Annotated in this window: 12 protein-coding genes; 8 read left to right on the top strand and 4 right to left on the bottom strand. The window is 51.9% G+C overall.

Translation table 11 applies throughout. The features are described from left to right. The first annotated feature begins 61 nt into the window (after positions 1-61). Both ligA and Q3A88_RS08485 read left to right on the top strand, forming a co-directional pair. A complete protein-coding gene (ligA, locus tag Q3A88_RS08490) occupies positions 62-2116 on the top strand; it encodes an NAD-dependent DNA ligase LigA (RefSeq protein ID WP_317177725.1) in 2055 nt (684 codons plus the stop codon). Between the two features lie 4 nt (positions 2117-2120). Then, complete coding sequence (locus Q3A88_RS08485; RefSeq protein ID WP_039465978.1) at positions 2121-2342, top strand: DUF3820 family protein; 222 nt, start codon at positions 2121-2123, stop codon at positions 2340-2342. A gap of 89 nt (positions 2343-2431) precedes the next feature. Here the strand turns inward: Q3A88_RS08485 and Q3A88_RS08480 are convergent, their stop codons facing one another. The 4 genes from Q3A88_RS08480 to garD all read right to left on the bottom strand — a co-directional run bounded on the left by Q3A88_RS08480 (position 2432) and on the right by garD (position 7606). Then, complete coding sequence (locus Q3A88_RS08480; protein ID WP_110162492.1) at positions 2432-2788, bottom strand: FlxA-like family protein; 357 nt, start codon at positions 2786-2788, stop codon at positions 2432-2434. A gap of 323 nt (positions 2789-3111) precedes the next feature. Further along, a complete protein-coding gene (locus Q3A88_RS08475) occupies positions 3112-3537 on the bottom strand; it encodes a FlxA-like family protein (protein WP_039465982.1) in 426 nt (141 codons plus the stop codon). Between the two features lie 167 nt (positions 3538-3704). Further along, on the bottom strand, positions 3705-5240 hold the full coding sequence (locus tag Q3A88_RS08470) for a methyl-accepting chemotaxis protein (RefSeq protein WP_317177724.1): 1536 nt from the start codon (positions 5238-5240) through the stop codon (positions 3705-3707). Between the two features lie 791 nt (positions 5241-6031). Further along, a complete protein-coding gene (gene garD, locus Q3A88_RS08465) occupies positions 6032-7606 on the bottom strand; it encodes a galactarate dehydratase (protein WP_317177723.1) in 1575 nt (524 codons plus the stop codon). A gap of 543 nt (positions 7607-8149) precedes the next feature. Here garD and Q3A88_RS08460 point away from each other — a divergent pair. The 6 genes from Q3A88_RS08460 (at position 8150) to Q3A88_RS08435 (ending at position 16134) form a co-directional block, all read left to right on the top strand. After that, entirely contained in the window at positions 8150-9502 is a 1353-nt protein-coding gene (locus Q3A88_RS08460; protein WP_100018243.1) for an MFS transporter, read from the top strand. A gap of 617 nt (positions 9503-10119) precedes the next feature. Next, positions 10120-11457 carry an enolase C-terminal domain-like protein gene (locus Q3A88_RS08455; RefSeq protein WP_110162496.1) on the top strand — a complete coding sequence of 446 codons (1338 nt, stop codon included), beginning with the start codon at positions 10120-10122 and terminating at the stop codon, positions 11455-11457. Positions 11458-11493: 36 nt separating this feature from the next. Then, entirely contained in the window at positions 11494-12834 is a 1341-nt protein-coding gene (gudD, locus tag Q3A88_RS08450) for a glucarate dehydratase (RefSeq protein ID WP_039497744.1), read from the top strand. 69 nt (positions 12835-12903) lie between these two features. Next, complete coding sequence (gene garL, locus Q3A88_RS08445) at positions 12904-13674, top strand: 2-dehydro-3-deoxyglucarate aldolase (protein WP_010309153.1); 771 nt, start codon at positions 12904-12906, stop codon at positions 13672-13674. A gap of 222 nt (positions 13675-13896) precedes the next feature. Next, complete coding sequence (gene garR, locus Q3A88_RS08440) at positions 13897-14811, top strand: 2-hydroxy-3-oxopropionate reductase (protein ID WP_267955163.1); 915 nt, start codon at positions 13897-13899, stop codon at positions 14809-14811. A 177-nt stretch (positions 14812-14988) separates the two neighbouring features. Next, on the top strand, positions 14989-16134 hold the full coding sequence (locus Q3A88_RS08435; protein WP_233990541.1) for a glycerate kinase: 1146 nt from the start codon (positions 14989-14991) through the stop codon (positions 16132-16134). The last annotated feature ends 3 nt before the right edge of the window (positions 16135-16137 follow it).

Raw genomic sequence — 16137 nt, 5'->3', positions numbered from 1 at the left:
TCACGGGTGAGAATCATAACAATCACGACGCCGACAGGGCGACACGTCAGATAAAACAGGTATGAAACCAGTGAAGAAAGAACCAGCCGAAGTGAATACGACCGCACTGCGGGTAGCGGAGTTACGCCGGGTCTTACGCCATCACGAATACAAATATCACGTTGAAGATGCGCCCGAAATTCCTGATATCGAATATGACAAGCTCATGCAGGAACTGAAAGCGTTAGAGGCGGATCACCCCGAGTTGGTGACCAGTGATTCTCCCACGCAGCGCGTGGGTGCGGCACCGCTGGCGGCATTTGAGCAGGTACGTCATGAAGTGCCGATGTTATCGCTGGATAACGTATTTGATGAAGAGAGCTATCTGGCCTTCAGCAAGCGAATTGGCGACCGGCTGAAGAACGGTGACGATCTGACATTCTGCTGCGAGCTGAAACTGGATGGTTTAGCCGTCAGCCTGTTGTATGAAGATGGCGTTCTGGTACAGGCAGCCACGCGCGGGGATGGCACGACCGGGGAAAATATCACCAGTAATATCCGTACCGTTGCAGCGATTCCACTGCGCCTTGAGGGTGACAATATCCCGCGTCGTGTTGAAGTACGCGGTGAAGTGTTTATGAAGCACAGCGGTTTTGAAAAGCTGAACGAAGAGGCTCGTCGTACCGGGAGTAAAGTCTTTGCCAACCCGCGTAACGCTGCCGCCGGATCGCTACGCCAGCTTGACCCGCGCATTACGGCTAAGCGTCCACTGACCTTCTTCTGCTATGGCGTAGGTCTGTTGGAAGGCGGTGAGTTGCCCGCAAGCCACTGGGAGCGGCTGATGCAGTTCAAGGCGTGGGGACTGCCGGTGAGCGACAGAATTAAACTATGTACCGGTCCGGCTGAGGTACTCGATTTTTATCGTCAGGTTGAGCAAACCCGCAGCTCGTTAGGCTTTGATATCGACGGCGTCGTTGTCAAAGTTGACTCTCTGGAGCTCCAAGAGCGGTTAGGATTTGTTGCCCGTGCGCCTCGCTGGGCGGTGGCCTTTAAATTCCCGGCGCAGGAACAGCTGACCTGGGTGCGCGATGTCGAGTTTCAGGTCGGGCGAACAGGCGCGATTACGCCGGTTGCGCGTCTGGAGCCGGTCGCCGTGGCCGGGGTTATCGTCAGCAACGCCACGCTGCATAATGCCGATGAAATTGAGCGGCTAGGTTTGCAGATTGGCGATCGCGTGATTGTGCGTCGAGCGGGGGATGTGATCCCGCAGATCGTCGGCATCGTGGAATCTGAGCGGCCAGAAACGGTGCGCCCGATCGTTTTCCCTGCGGCCTGTCCCGTATGTGGATCTGACGTTGAACGCGTAGAAGGTGAGGCCGTCACGCGCTGTACTGGTGGCCTGATCTGCGGTGCCCAGCGCAAAGAGGCACTGAAGCATTTTGTTTCTCGTCGCGCATTGGATGTGGAAGGCATGGGCGATAAGATCATCGATCAACTGGTGGAAAAAGAGTACGTCAAGACGCCAGCCGATCTGTTTCGTCTGAGCGCTGGGATCATTACGGGGCTGGATCGCATGGGGCCGAAATCTGCGACGAATCTGGTCAATGCGCTGGAAAAGGCGAAAAGCACCACGCTGGCACGTTTCCTCTATGCGTTGGGGATCCGTGACGTTGGCGAATCGACGGCGGCTAATCTGGCTGCGCATTTTGGTTCTCTGGAAGCGCTTTTTGCTGCCGATGAAGAGGCGCTGCTGGAAGTGCAGGATGTCGGTAAAGTCGTCGCCGCGCACGTGCGTCATTTCCTTGAGGAAGAGCACAATCAAACTGTGATCCGCGAATTGACCGACCCCGCTGGCATCAACATTCACTGGCCTGAGGTTCAGGTCGTCAATGCTGAAGAGATCGACAGCCCATTTGCGGGGAAAACGGTGGTATTGACCGGATCGCTAAGTGTTCTGTCCCGCGACGAAGCCAAAGATCGGTTAACGGCGTTAGGAGCGAAAGTAAGCGGCAGCGTCTCAAAGAAAACCGATATGGTGATTGCTGGTGAAGCCGCGGGCTCTAAACTGGCCAAGGCACAAGAATTGGGGATCCCAGTGATCGATGAGGCGGAAATGATCCGACTATTGGGGGCGTAAACGGATGGAAAAAGAAGACCTGATAGACATTGCCACGATGCAGATGCCGTTTGGTAAATACAAAGGGCGAGTGCTGATCGATTTACCGGAAGAGTACCTGTTGTGGTTCTCCCGCAAGGATGAATTTCCTAAAGGTCGCTTAGGGGAATTGATGCAGATTACGCTGGCAATCAAGATAGAGGGTCTGCAAGGGTTGGTCACGCCGCTGAAGCGGCCTCGTCCCTGATTATCATTTCCTGTCGTAACCTCTGACGAAAAAGGTCGCTTCATTGAAGCGACCTTTCACGTTAACTGGCTACCCATCCCTGACGCAGGCTAGACGTAGATATTAATCTGGTTGTCTGCTGTCGGGCGGTTAACGCCTTCTTGTTTAGCACTTTGAGTCGAAGTTGAGGAATCAGACTGCTGTTCTGATTTTTCACTCTGCAAGCGGGCAATTTGTGCCTGTAACGCCTGGATCTGCGCTTGAATGGCCTGCTGCTGTTGTTCGATCAGTTTACGTTCATCATCGCTTTCTGCGCTGGAGGCCGATTCGGTCAGTTTACTCACCTGTTTGGTAAGCGCCTGAACCTGCTTGGTGAGCTGCGCAATCTGTTGCTCCGAGGTGTTGCTGCTTTTACTGCTGCTTGCCGTGGTTGTCGATACGCTGATACTGCTGATGGTGTTTGACATTTTCCCTCCTGAAAAGATGCCGATGTACCCGTCATACTTCAAGTTGCAGGTGCGTTGGCTGCGTTTAGTCGCCCGAATCACTTACTTATGTAAGCTCATCGGGACTCCCTCGCTTGCCGCCTGCCTGAAACTCGAATTATTTAGGGTTGATACCCGAATGACTTGGGCTACATGCCTGTGCAACGGCAATTTAAGCACTTTCTCGAAGGGGATATTGTTGGCAATGAAACATGAAATGCTCACTTTCCTGACAGCTCATGTAACAAACTGTATCAGTCAGGAAAGGGAGAAAAAGAAAGAGGGGAATACGCCAGATATTGCAGTTAGACGTAGATATCAACACCGCCTTTTTTGGCTTTATTTTCAGGTGGTTGTGATGTCGTTTTTGATGCGGCTTCCATCGCTTTCTTTTCCGCTTCTTCTTTTTGGATGCGGGCAATTTCGGCATAGAGCGCCTGGATTTGCGCCTGGATCATTTGCTGCTGCTGTTTGATAAGTTTGCGCTCGTCTTCACTTTGCGCACTGGCGGCATCTGTGCCCAGTTCTTTTAGCTTTTTGGTCAGCTGTTTGATTTGATTTTGTAATGCGGCAATCTTTTGCTGAGCACCACTACTGGCAGCTGGTGCAGCTTTACTCTCACCCGCCGATGCAGCTTTACTCTCTGTATTAGATGCAGGCTTACCGGCCGTGGGAGCCGCTGCTACTTTTGGAAATGTGTTCATTACAATCCGGCTGATATCATTGGCCATCACTTCCTCCTGAAATAAGTCAATTCTGCAGTGATTATCGGCAGTCTCGCCCTGTTCTTTACGGAAAATTTACAAAACTACGAGGATGATATGTGCTTGCTGGAGGGAAAGAAAGGGGGGCAAGGGGGCTTTCTACTCCCTTGCCACAATGGATGAGATGACGTTAGTTAACTACCGTACACGTTAATCGCGCTATTCAGCCGCCTTGCCTGAAGATTGAGCCCTTCAGCGGCTTCTGTTGAGTGCGTAACCATATCGGTGTTGCGCTGTGTCATTTGTTCTATCTGTGCAATAGAGGTATTGATCAGGCCCAATGCTGAAGTTTGCTCATGCGTTGCGTTGCTGATCTCTTTGATCATGGTGGAGACCTGCAAGACTTCATCAACGATGTCGCTGATATGTTTGCCCGCGTTCTCGACCATTATGCTGCCCTGTTTCACACTTTCGACGTTGGCATCGATCAGCGTTTTAATCTCTTTGGCCGCAGAGGCGGAATGCTGCGCCAGATTGCGAACCTCAGCGGCCACTACCGCAAATCCGCGCCCCTGTACGCCCGCACGAGCGGCTTCAACGGCCGCATTCAGCGCAAGGATGTTGGTCTGGAAGGCAATACTGTCTATCACGCCAATGATATCAACGATTTTATCGCTGGCGCTGGAGATGGAATCCATCATGCCGATGGTTTCCTTCATGATATTGCCACCTTTAAACGCGGTGCTGCTGGCGGCTTGTGCCATGGTGGTAGCCTGTGCTGCTGTTTCTGCACTCTGCTGCACGGCAACGGTAATTTCTTCAATGGCGGCGGCAGTTTGTTGCAGATTGGCCGATGTCTCTTCCGTGCGGGTATTCAGGTCGGCATTGTTTTCCGCCAGTTTATGGCTGACGTTGGTGATGCCGTTTACCTGTGTACTGACGTCGTCGACAAGCGAATGCAGGTTCAGGCCAAACTGGTTAACAGAGCGTAGCAGCAAGCCGATTTCGTCGACGCGGTTCAGATGGACATGCTTTACTTTACGGCCCGATACCACATGCTGAGCCTGCTTCATTATCATCCTGATTGGCTGTGCAATTTGTTTTTGCAGAAACTGATCCATGATGACGATGAGTAGTAGCGTCAGTGCCAATAGCCACAGCGGATTCATGCCATTGAACGCAAGCAGTGCGGGAATGAGGCCCACCGCTAAGACTGCCAGACGCAAGCGCCAGCGGACTGACAATTTCTGCAAGAGCGACAGTGGCGAAAAGAGTCCGGTGCGAACGACTAACCCTTTGTAGAACTTACGGCTGCCCGCCTGTTTTTTCTGCACGGCGCTATACAGCGTTTCGGCATGCTTGATTTCTTCAGCGTTAGGCGTGTTACGTACTGAAATATAGCCTGCGAGCTGCTCCTGCTGATAAACCGGCGTAACGTTGGCGCGGACCCAGTAGTGGTCACCGTTATTGCGACGATTTTTAACTAATCCAGTCCAGCTATCACCTTGTTTCAGCGTAAACCACATGTCGGCATAGGCTTCAACGGGCATGTCGGGATGGCGCACAATGTTGTGAGGCTGATTGATGAGTTGCTCTTCGGAAAAACCACTGACCGTAATGAAGGCAGAGTTGGCATAGGTAATGTGGCTGTGAATATTTGTCGTGGACATCAATATGGTGTCCATGTCTAACAGATACTCCTGCTGTGTAACAGGTGTATTTAATCTCATTAGAAACCCCGGCGTACGTATCCCGCTCAGTTTCCAGGTTCAGACACGCTGGCCGCTTTTCTCGCCTCAGACGCTCTGATTATTACAGAGGCTGAAGCGCAGTGTCGCTGCCGAATGGTTCGTCCCGTGAAATCTGTCAGGCATATTGCTGTGTAAATATTCAAGTTATTCAAATGGGTATACTGAAATTTTTTGGGTGGCTTACTCATTTATATAAAATAATGTTATGCATTATTTATGAGCGGGCTATTTACCCTATATTGTGCGTGATGGAGATTTTGTAACTGTATCCGTCATACTTCAAGTTGCATGTGCGTTGGCTGCGTTCAGTCACCCGAATCACTTACTCAAGTAAGCTCATCGGGACTCCCTCTCTTGCCGCCTGCCTGAAACTCGAATTATTTAGGGTATATATTTTTGTAACAAATATGTCATCAGTGTTAGCACGCTTTTTCAGCACGCGTAAATTTATGATGAGGACGATTATCTGTCAATTGATTCATTTTATTAGCAATAAATAATTGGTAAAAAAATGATTAAAAATAGGTGGGGAGTAAAATAGGGATTATTCTTAATAGGTGTTTTGGAATCGATGAATTTGACGCTAAAAAGAATAACTTGTTAAGTTTTTTTTATTTTTTCTTTGCATGAATGAAATTAAATGTTGCTGCCCTGCTGTTTATTCTTTTAATTACGGCCTTTCTTTCATTTTTATTGCCGCTGAATTTATTGTAGATCAAATAACGCTATCCGCAGACCAGATAATGACGCTGGCCTGCGGAGAACGATAATCAGGTTACCGGCGCTGGATTGAAGACAGCCAGTGCATTATGCAGCCCCCACTGATCGGACCAGGTTTTTTTCTTGCCGCTGGCGATATCCAAAATGAAGTGGAAAAGCTGCCAGCCTACGTCTTCGATCGTGGCCTCTCCGGTAACAATGGTGCCGGCATCAATATCCATCAGATCGTGCCAGCGGTTTGCCAATGCGGTGCGGGTCGCCATTTTGATGACGGGGACAGCCAGCAGACCATAGGGGGTACCACGACCAGTAGTGAAGACCTGCACGGTGATACCGGAAGCGAGTTGCTGCGTGCCGCACACAAAGTCGCTGGCCGGTGTTGCAGCGTAAATCAAGCCACGTTTGGTTGGACGCTGTCCGGGGGACAGGACTTCGACAATCGCGCTGGTGCCGGATTTCGCGATGGAGCCAAGCGCTTTTTCCACCACGTTCGCGAGGCCACCTTTTTTGTTGCCCGGCGATGGGTTAGCGCTACGATCGGTCTGCCCGCTGTCGAGGTAGTTATCGTACCAGGCCATTTCTTCCAGCAGGCGTTTACCGACTTCTTCATTGATGACGCGTGGCGTTAACAGATGAATGGCGTCGCGTACTTCGGTCACTTCGGAGAACATGACGGTGGCGCCGCAGCGTACCAGCAGATCGGAGGCAAAACCCACGGCTGGGTTCGCGGTGACGCCGGAGAAAGCATCGCTGCCGCCACACTGCATGCCGACAACCAGCTCAGAGGCCGGGCAGGTTTCACGCTGACGTTTGTTCAGCCGTTGCAGGTGTTTGTCTGCCATCGTCAGAATGTCATCCACCATCGATCTGAAACCAACGTGGTGTTCATCCTGCAAGCGGACAATGCTGGTGTCGTCGAGGGAGATGGCCTGTACGTCAGACGTCCCTTCCAGCAGGCGTTCCGGCTGTAATTTTTCACAGCCCAGACCGACCACCAGTATCTCGCCGCCAAAATTCGGGTTCAGCGCCAGATTGTGAATGGTACGGATAGGAACCACCGCAGCAGGGGCATTGATTGCTACGCCACAGCCATAAAGATGGTTGAGTGCGACCACGCCATCCACATTGGGATATCTCGGTAATAAATCGCGCTCGATAATTTTGACGACATAGTCCACCACGCCCGCGACGCAGTGCACGCTGGTGCTGATGCCCAGCAGATTTTTCGTGCCTACGCTGCCGTCGGCGTTGCGGTAACCTTCAAAGGTATAACCTTCCAGCGCAGGTAGCGCGGGGGGAATTTTGGTCGCTAGCGGCAGGGTTTCCAGCGCGGGAGCCTGAGGCAACTCGACCAGCGATTCATCGATCCAGCTTCCTTTGGCAATATCACGCAGCGCATACCCGATAATTTCACCATAGCGGATGATGGCGCCTGATTTGGCGATATCCACAAGGGCCACTTTATGACCTTGCGGAACATGCTCAATTAATTCCAGATCATCGTTAAAGCGGGTTCCGGCACGTAAGCCATTATTATTAACAACAATGGCAACATTATCAGAATCGTGGACCTTAATATAAAGTGGCTGCTCTTGTGCAGCATTACTTTCTGATTTATCTGACATGATGCAAGCCTTTATTATTGGTTTATCAGAAACGCGGTGATAACTATTATCACGCTATTATTTCATTGCTCGCTAACGAGTATACGTGAGGTTCTCTTCTCGTACATTATGCAATTGACCTAAGCCAGCGCTTTTTGTTTCTGATTTATCAGGCGAAGACCCAATTTTCGGTGAGTTTGATCACATTCTGACTGCGCACGGTTTTTCAGGAGGAAATAACAATAATGTGTATAAATGTAAAAAGAGAATGGCAGTGTTTTTCGTGAAATACCTCGCATTATATCGTGCAAGTGCACCAACATATTCAAAAGGACATTTTTAATGTTGTGCTTTTAGCTAGTGAGCAGTCAGCGGGTAAAAATTATAATGTTCCTGCGAGTTGAAGATGTCAGCTAATTACTCTGATGCTATATAGCCTGGCTATTCGCAAAAAAAATAAAAATGGGAATGTTAACTATCCACTGATCTTCATTCTGATAACCCTACACCGTTATCTGTTATTCGGAATGAATGAGCGAACCGCGATTGAAGCAGGAGTTCATCATGAATACAGTAAGCTCAGCAGCTGGCGCGATACAAAAGAGAACAAACGCCCGCTACTGGATTGTCGTGATGTTGTTTATTGTCACGTCATTTAACTATGGAGACCGTGCGACCTTATCCATTGCTGGTTCAGCAATGTCTAAGGAAATTGGGTTGGATGCGGTGGGGATGGGTTATATCTTCTCAGCGTTCTCCTGGGCGTATGTGATTGGACAAATACCTGGGGGCTGGCTGCTCGATCGCTTTGGCTCAAAGAAAGTCTACTTCTACAGTATCTTGACCTGGTCGCTTTTTACTTTATTACAAGGCTTTGTCGACGTTTTCAGCGGCGCGGGCATCGTTATTTCTCTGTTCCTCCTGCGCTTTATGGTCGGCTTGTGTGAATCGCCTTCCTTCCCGGGAAATAGCCGCATTGTGGCTGCCTGGTTCCCTGCACAAGAACGTGGTACTGCCGTCGCGATATTCAACTCGGCACAGTATTTTGCCACGGTCATTTTTGCACCGATCATGGGATGGCTGACGCAGGCAGTTGGCTGGGCGCACGTGTTCTGGTTCATGGGCGGCTTGGGTATCATTCTGAGCTTCATCTGGCTGAAAGTGATCCACGATCCGAAAGATCACCCAGGTGTGAATCAGGCCGAGCTGGACTACATCGAAGCCGGTGGCGCACTGATCAATATGGACGCCAAAGGGACGAAAAAAGCGACTGAGAAAGGCGAAAAATGGCATCAGATCAAGCAATTAATGCAGTCTCGCATGATGCTGGGTGTGTATATCGGTCAATACTGTATTAACGCACTGACCTACTTCTTCATCACCTGGTTCCCGCTTTATCTGGTTCAGGCTCGTGGTATGTCGATCCTCAAAGCGGGATTTGTCGCCTCGGTGCCTGCTATCTGTGGTTTTGTCGGGGGCGTTCTGGGCGGAATTATTTCCGATTACCTGATGCGCCGGACCAACTCCCTGACCTTTGCCCGTAAAACACCCATCGTTCTCGGTATGTTGCTCTCCATGTCGATGGTGATTTGTAACTACGTTGAAACCGAGTGGGTGGTTATTGCGGTGATGTCCGCAGCCTTCTTCGGTAAAGGCATTGGTGCGCTGGGCTGGGCGGTTATGGCCGATACCGCACCGAAAGAAATCAGCGGATTGAGCGGTGGGCTGTTCAATATGTTCGGTAACGCGTCTGGTATCGTGACGCCGATTGCGATTGGCTACATCATCGGAATGACCGGTTCCTTCAACGGGGGTCTGGTGTATGTCGGGATCCATGCGCTGGTTGCGATCTTCAGCTACCTGTTCATCGTGAAAGATATTAAACGTATCGAATTGAAGCCATTCGTTAAGAATTAAGGCCATTCGTTACTGCATTCATCTGAATATAGGCAATAACACGAAACGCTGCGCTATCGTACTGATGGCGCAGCGTTTCGCTATTAGATTTGCCGTTTATTTACTTCATGGAAATCCGGGTTTTATCTCTTTGAAATCTGCTGCTGGGAAGACGTATTTCGGTGTTTATAAGGCGGAAATTCGCTTTGCCCGGTTTTCGTGAAACACCTCCCATTGGCCTGTGATAATGACATATTTAATCTGCATTTCGACAGGGAATGCTGTGCTATTGCCCAATGAGTTGTGAAATAAGAAAACTTATACTTTTTACTGAGGTTGGTAAGGCGGTACGGAGTACAGCATCGCTTTCCTGACTGGTTTATTTCGGTATCGGGACAGTTATAACCTGTTTTTATTCTGATAACCCTACAAGCAGTGTTCAGTTCAAATCAGAGTAAAAACAAGGTCGCGCTAATAAAGTAGGAAAACAACATGAAATCATCTACTGGTGCACCATCTGTTTTTTATTTCTGTATGACTGAATTATTTTCATCCGCTTCAACGCGCCCCTGCGTTGTGGCAAACATCGGAAACCTAAGCGTCAATCCTGTGCGCTCCATTTGTGACGGGAGCCTGTAATGACAAACTTTTCAGCGACGCCTGTGATTACCGACATGAAAGTCATCCCCGTTGCGGGCTATGACAGCATGTTGCTGAACATCGGCGGTGCGCATGGTGCTTACTTCACGCGTAACCTCGTCATTTTAACCGACAGCGCCGGGCATACCGGTGTCGGCGAAGCGCCCGGTGGTGAAGTCATTTACAACACGCTGGTTGAAGCCATTCCCCGTGTAAAAGGCGAACAAATCGCCCGTATGAATCGTCTGGTTCATGACATTCATGTCGGCAACCAATCTTCTGATTTTGATTCCTTCGGCAAAGGTGCCTGGACGTTTGAGCTGCGCGTGAATGCGGTGGCAGCACTCGAAGCGGCGCTGCTCGATCTGCTGGGGCAATTTATGGGTGTCCCCGTTGCCGAACTGCTGGGGCCGGGTAAACAGCGTGATGAAGTCACCGTGCTCGGTTATCTGTTCTATATCGGCGACCGCACGAAGACAGATCTACCTTACTTATCAGGTGAGAAAGGCAAGCACGAGTGGTATCACCTGCGTCACCAGCAGGCGATGGACAGCGAGGCGATTGTGCGTTTGGCCGAAGCCACGACTGACCGCTACGGATTTAAAGATTTCAAACTCAAAGGTGGCGTGTTGCCCGGCGAGCAGGAAATCGATGCCGTGAAGGCGCTGAAGAAACGTTTCCCAGATGCGCGTATTACCGTTGATCCAAACGGTGCCTGGCTGCTGGATGAAGCGATTGGTTTGTGCAAAGACATGAAGGGCATTCTGACCTACGCGGAAGACCCGTGCGGTGCGGAACAAGGTTTCTCCGGTCGTGAAGTGATGGCGGAATTCCGCCGCGCCACTGGGCTGCCAGTCGCGACCAACATGATTGCCACCAACTGGCGTGAAATGAACCATGCCGTGATGCTACAGGCGGTCGATATCCCGCTGGCCGATCCGCATTTCTGGACGATGCACGGTGCGGTGCGTGTCGCCCAACTGTGTGATGAGTGGGGTCTGACGTGGGGCTGCCATTCCAATAACCACTTCGATATTTCTCTGGCGATGTTCACGCACGTGGGGGCTGCGGCACCGGGTAACCCGACGGCGATCGATACGCACTGGATCTGGCAGGAAGGGCAGCATCTGACCAAAGAGCCGCTGCAAATCGTCAACGGTAAAATTAAGGTGCCGGATCGTCCCGGTCTGGGGATTGAGCTGGATATGGAACAGGTCATGAAAGCTCACGATCTGTATAAAAAATTACCGAGCGGGGCACGTAATGATGCCGTTGCCATGCAGTACCTGATTCCTGGTTGGAAATTTGACCGTAAACGCCCGGTTTTTGGCCGCTAACCCTACAGTGAAAAATTAGAGAGAAAGGATAAGAAAATGACATTGCAAAGTTCAACGCCGGTGATTACCCACATGCAGGTTATTCCGGTTGCAGGTCACGACAGTATGCTGCTCAATCTGAGTGGTGCGCATGCCCCTTATTTCACTCGCAACATTGTGATTTTGAAAGATAACGCCGGGAATACCGGTGTTGGTGAAATTCCTGGCGGTGAGAAAATCCGTCAGACGCTGGAGGATGCTGCTGCGCTGGTGGTGGGTAAAACGCTGGGCGAATACAAAAACGTGATGACGGCGGTACGTGCGCAGTTCGCCGACCGCGATGCTTCCGGGCGAGGTTTGCAGACATTTGATCTGCGTACCACCATCCATGTCGTCACGGGGATCGAAGCCGCGATGCTCGATCTGCTGGGGCAATTCCTCAACGTCAGCGTGGCCTCGCTGCTGGGCGATGGGCAACAGCGTGATGCCGTCGAGATGCTGGGTTATCTGTTCTACATCGGCGATCGTAATAAAACCGATTTGCCTTACCAGAGCCAGACTAATGAGAAATGCGACTGGTATCGTCTGCGTCATGAAGAAGCGCTGACGCCAGAGACCATCGTGCGTCTGGCTGAAGCCGCGTACGAAAAATACGGCTTCAACGATTTCAAACTGAAGGGCGGCGTACTGGCCGGTAGCGAAGAGGCCGAGGCGGTGACTGCGCTGGCAAAACGCTTCCCACAGGCGCGCATCACGCTGGATCCAAACGGTGCCTGGTCGCTGGATGAAGCCATCGGTCTGGGCAAACAGCTGCGCAACGTGCTGGCGTATGCAGAAGATCCGTGCGGCGCGGAACAAGGTTTCTCTGGTCGTGAAGTGATGGCGGAATTCCGCCGTGCAACGGGGCTGCCTACTGCGACCAATATGATCGCCACCGACTGGCGGCAGATGGGGCACACTATTTCGCTGCAATCGGTCGATATCCCGTTGGCCGATCCGCACTTCTGGACGATGCAAGGTTCTGTTCGTGTGGCGCAGATGTGCCACGAATGGGGCTTAACCTGGGGTTCTCACTCCAATAACCACTTTGATATTTCACTGGCCATGTTTACTCAGGTCGCTGCGGCGGCACCGGGCAAGATTACGGCGATTGATACGCACTGGATCTGGCAGGAAGGCAACCAACGCCTGACGAAAGAACCGTTGCAGATTGTTGGCGGCATGGTGGAAGTGCCGAAGAAACCGGGTCTGGGCGTCGAGCTGGATATGGACCAGGTGATGAAAGCACACGAACTGTATAAAAACATGGGATTAGGCGCACGTAACGACGCCATGGGAATGCAGTACCTTATTCCTGAGTGGACGTTTGATAATAAACGTCCGTGTCTGGTTCGCTAACGTTCTGATTTTCCGTTTTTTGAGCGCGCCGCTTCAGGCAAGCGGCGCTGGAATGACCGAGGATAAAAAATGAAGACTCCGCTGTTACCTAACCGTTTTCGCCAGGATTTGCTGCAGGGGAAAACGTTGATTGGCTGCTGGTGTGCGCTGGGCAACCCGATTTCAACTGAAGTACTGGGGTTGGCGGGATTCGACTGGCTGGTGCTGGATGGAGAGCATGCGCCTAACGATATCGTGACGTTTATTCCTCAGCTCATGGCGCTGAAAGGCAGCCACAGCGCGCCCGTCGTTCGTCCACCGTGCAATGAGCCGATCATCATCAAGCGGCTGCTGGATATCGGGTTCAATAATTTCCTGATTCCCTTCGTGGAAACGGCGGAAGAAGCCGCGCGTGCGGTCGCGTCAACGCGTTATCCGCCTGCGGGGATTCGCGGGGTTTCCGTGGCGCACCGTAGCAACTGCTATGGCACCGAACCGGATTACTTCGCCAAGATTAACGACAACATTACCGTCGTGGTGCAAATCGAAAGTCAGGACGGCCTCGACAATCTGGATGCGATTATCGCGGTTGACGGCGTAGACGGCGTATTTGTTGGCCCGAGCGACCTGTCTGCGGCGCTGGGCTATCTCGGTCAGCCTAACCATCCTGACGTGCAGAAGGCGATCCGCCACATCTTCGATCGTACCGCGGCGCATAACAAGCCGTGCGGCATTCTGGCTCCGGTTGAAGCCGATGCGCGTCGCTATCTGGAATGGGGCGCAAGCTTCGTTGCGGTCGGTAGCGATCTGGGCGTGTTCCGCAGCGCAACACAGGCGCTGAGCGACAAGTACAAGAAGTAATTCAGACCGTTGACAAACCTATTTACGGAACGAGAACGATGGTAATGGGATAGAAGAGTAAAGCGTCCGCGCCAGGGATGGCGCGGCTCGAGCTTACAGGGACGTACTTGCAGCGTCTTTACGATCTACCCATTACCATTGCTCGGCGTACTTTGTCAGCAAATTCAGTCATTCCGTGCGAATCGGATCCGCCATGAGGCGGGTTCATCGTGAATTGAAGTGATATCTACATCAGACAATGAGGTTAGGGCGATGAAAATTGGTTTTATTGGATTGGGCATCATGGGAAAACCGATGAGTAAAAATCTGCTGAAAGCAGGTTACTCATTAGTCGTGATGGACAGAAATCTGGACGCGGTCGCGGAAGTGGTTGCGGCGGGTGCCACGGCGGCTACAACGCCGAAACAGGTTGCAGAGCAGTGCGATGTCATCATCACCATGCTGCCTAACTCTCCACACGTTAAAGACGTGGTGCTGGGTGAAAACGGCGTCATCGACGGTGCACGCGCCGGAAGCATTGTGGTGGACATGAGCTCAATCGCCCCGCTTGCCAGCCGTGAAATTGCGGCCGCACTGGCCGCGAAAGAGATCGCGATGCTGGACGCGCCGGTCAGTGGCGGTGAGCCTAAAGCGATCGACGGCACGCTGTCCGTGATGGTCGGTGGCGACAAAGCCCAGTTTGACCGCTGCTTTGAGATTCTCAAATCCATGGCGGGTTCCGTTGTTCATACCGGTGATATCGGTGCCGGTAACGTGACCAAACTGGCGAATCAGGTGATTGTGGCGCTGAACATTGCCGCCATGTCTGAAGCGTTGGTGCTGGCAACGAAAGCAGGCGTGAACCCTGATCTGGTTTATCAGGCGATCCGCGGTGGTTTGGCGGGCAGCACCGTGCTGGATGCGAAAGCGCCGATGGTGATGGATCGTAACTTTAAGCCGGGTTTCCGCATCGATCTGCATATCAAGGATCTGGCGAACGCGCTGGATACCTCACACGGCGTGGGTGCACAACTGCCGTTAACCGCAGCGGTGATGGAAATGATGCAGGCGTTGAAAGCGGACGATCTGGGATCGGCCGACCACAGTGCGCTGGCGTGTTACTACGAGAAGCTGGCCAAAGTTGAAGTTACGCGATAAGCCGTGAAGCGATAGTCACGAGGCTGGCACAGGATGCCAGCCGACTGGCAGATAATCACTCTGATCTACCTCCTGGGTTTCAGGATTTGCTGCCCTGAACGTTGGCAGGTATAAGCGCCGTTTCATGAGCGCGCGGATTATTGATGCAATCGGAACGTTGATGAAATCGGATCGTTTATGAAAATAGTGATCGCACCGGATTCTTATAAAGAAAGCCTGTCTGCACAAGATGTTGCTACGCAGATTGAAAAGGGATTTCGTGAAATATTTCCCGATGCCTGCTATGTCAAATTGCCTGTTGCAGATGGTGGGGAAGGCACCGTTGAAGCCATGGTCGCTGCGACCGATGGCAAGATTGTGAATGTTAAGGTGACAGGACCGTTAGGCGATAACATCGATGCGTTCTTTGGCCTGTCTGGCGATGAAAAAACGGCTTTTATTGAGATGGCGGCGGCAAGCGGTCTGGAACGTGTGCCTTCGCAACTGCGTAATCCGTTAAAAACTACCAGCTATGGCACGGGCGAGTTGATTCGCTGCGCGTTGGATCACGGTGTTCGGCACTGCATCATTGGAATTGGCGGGAGCGCAACCAATGACGGCGGGTCGGGTATGGTGCAGGCGCTGGGCGTGAAGCTGCTGGATAAGCAGGGCGAACAGATTGGTTTTGGCGGTGGTGAACTCGACAAACTTGAACGCATCGATATCAGCGAGCTGGATGAGCGTATTAAAAATTGTCGCTTTGAAGTGGCCTGCGATGTGACTAACCCGTTGACGGGGAAACAGGGTGCGTCGGCGATTTTTGGCCCTCAGAAAGGGGCAACGCCAGAGATGATTGAACAGCTGGATAATGCGCTGAAGCATTATGCGGCGGTGATTCGGCACGACCTGGACATGGACGTGGAACACGTTCCCGGTGCGGGGGCGGCAGGCGGTATGGGGGCGGCACTACAGGCCTTTTGCGGCGCTGAGCTGCGTCAGGGCATTGAGATTGTTACAGAAGCGTTAGGGCTGGATGAACTGGTACGAGACGCCACGCTGGTGATTACCGGGGAAGGGCGCATCGACAGTCAGACGATCCACGGCAAAGTACCGATTGGCGTGGCGCGGGTTGCCAAACAGTATAATAAACCGGTGATTGGCATTGCTGGTAGCCTGACGGCAGATGTCGCCGTGGTGCATGAACATGGCCTGGATGCCGTATTCAGCGTGCTTTACAACATCTGCTCACTCGAAGAAGCGCTGGATAATGCGGCAGAGAATGTGCGAATGACGGCACGTAATATCGCTGCCACGATCCGACTGGCGCAGTCGGTATCGCGTTGAGCG

The sequence above is a fragment of the Pectobacterium sp. HCp5_1 genome (genome assembly GCF_032905925.1).
In the GTDB taxonomy this organism is placed as follows: domain Bacteria; phylum Pseudomonadota; class Gammaproteobacteria; order Enterobacterales; family Enterobacteriaceae; genus Pectobacterium; species Pectobacterium brasiliense_A.
The sequence above is the reverse complement of the archived record's forward strand: the minus strand, read 5'-3'. Positions and strand labels throughout refer to the sequence as shown.

Coding starts and splice junctions, on each gene's coding strand:
- garL (WP_010309153.1), top strand. CDS start 12,904: ATGAAGACTCCGCTGTTACCTAACCGTTTTCGCCAGGATTTGCTGCAG.
- Q3A88_RS08485 (WP_039465978.1), top strand. CDS start 2,121: ATGGAAAAAGAAGACCTGATAGACATTGCCACGATGCAGATGCCGTTT.
- Q3A88_RS08470 (WP_317177724.1), bottom strand. CDS start 5,240: ATGAGATTAAATACACCTGTTACACAGCAGGAGTATCTGTTAGACATG.
- Q3A88_RS08480 (WP_110162492.1), bottom strand. CDS start 2,788: ATGTCAAACACCATCAGCAGTATCAGCGTATCGACAACCACGGCAAGC.
- Q3A88_RS08475 (WP_039465982.1), bottom strand. CDS start 3,537: ATGGCCAATGATATCAGCCGGATTGTAATGAACACATTTCCAAAAGTA.
- ligA (WP_317177725.1), top strand. CDS start 62: ATGAAACCAGTGAAGAAAGAACCAGCCGAAGTGAATACGACCGCACTG.
- Q3A88_RS08435 (WP_233990541.1), top strand. CDS start 14,989: ATGAAAATAGTGATCGCACCGGATTCTTATAAAGAAAGCCTGTCTGCA.
- garD (WP_317177723.1), bottom strand. CDS start 7,606: ATGTCAGATAAATCAGAAAGTAATGCTGCACAAGAGCAGCCACTTTAT.
- gudD (WP_039497744.1), top strand. CDS start 11,494: ATGACATTGCAAAGTTCAACGCCGGTGATTACCCACATGCAGGTTATT.
- Q3A88_RS08455 (WP_110162496.1), top strand. CDS start 10,120: ATGACAAACTTTTCAGCGACGCCTGTGATTACCGACATGAAAGTCATC.
- Q3A88_RS08460 (WP_100018243.1), top strand. CDS start 8,150: ATGAATACAGTAAGCTCAGCAGCTGGCGCGATACAAAAGAGAACAAAC.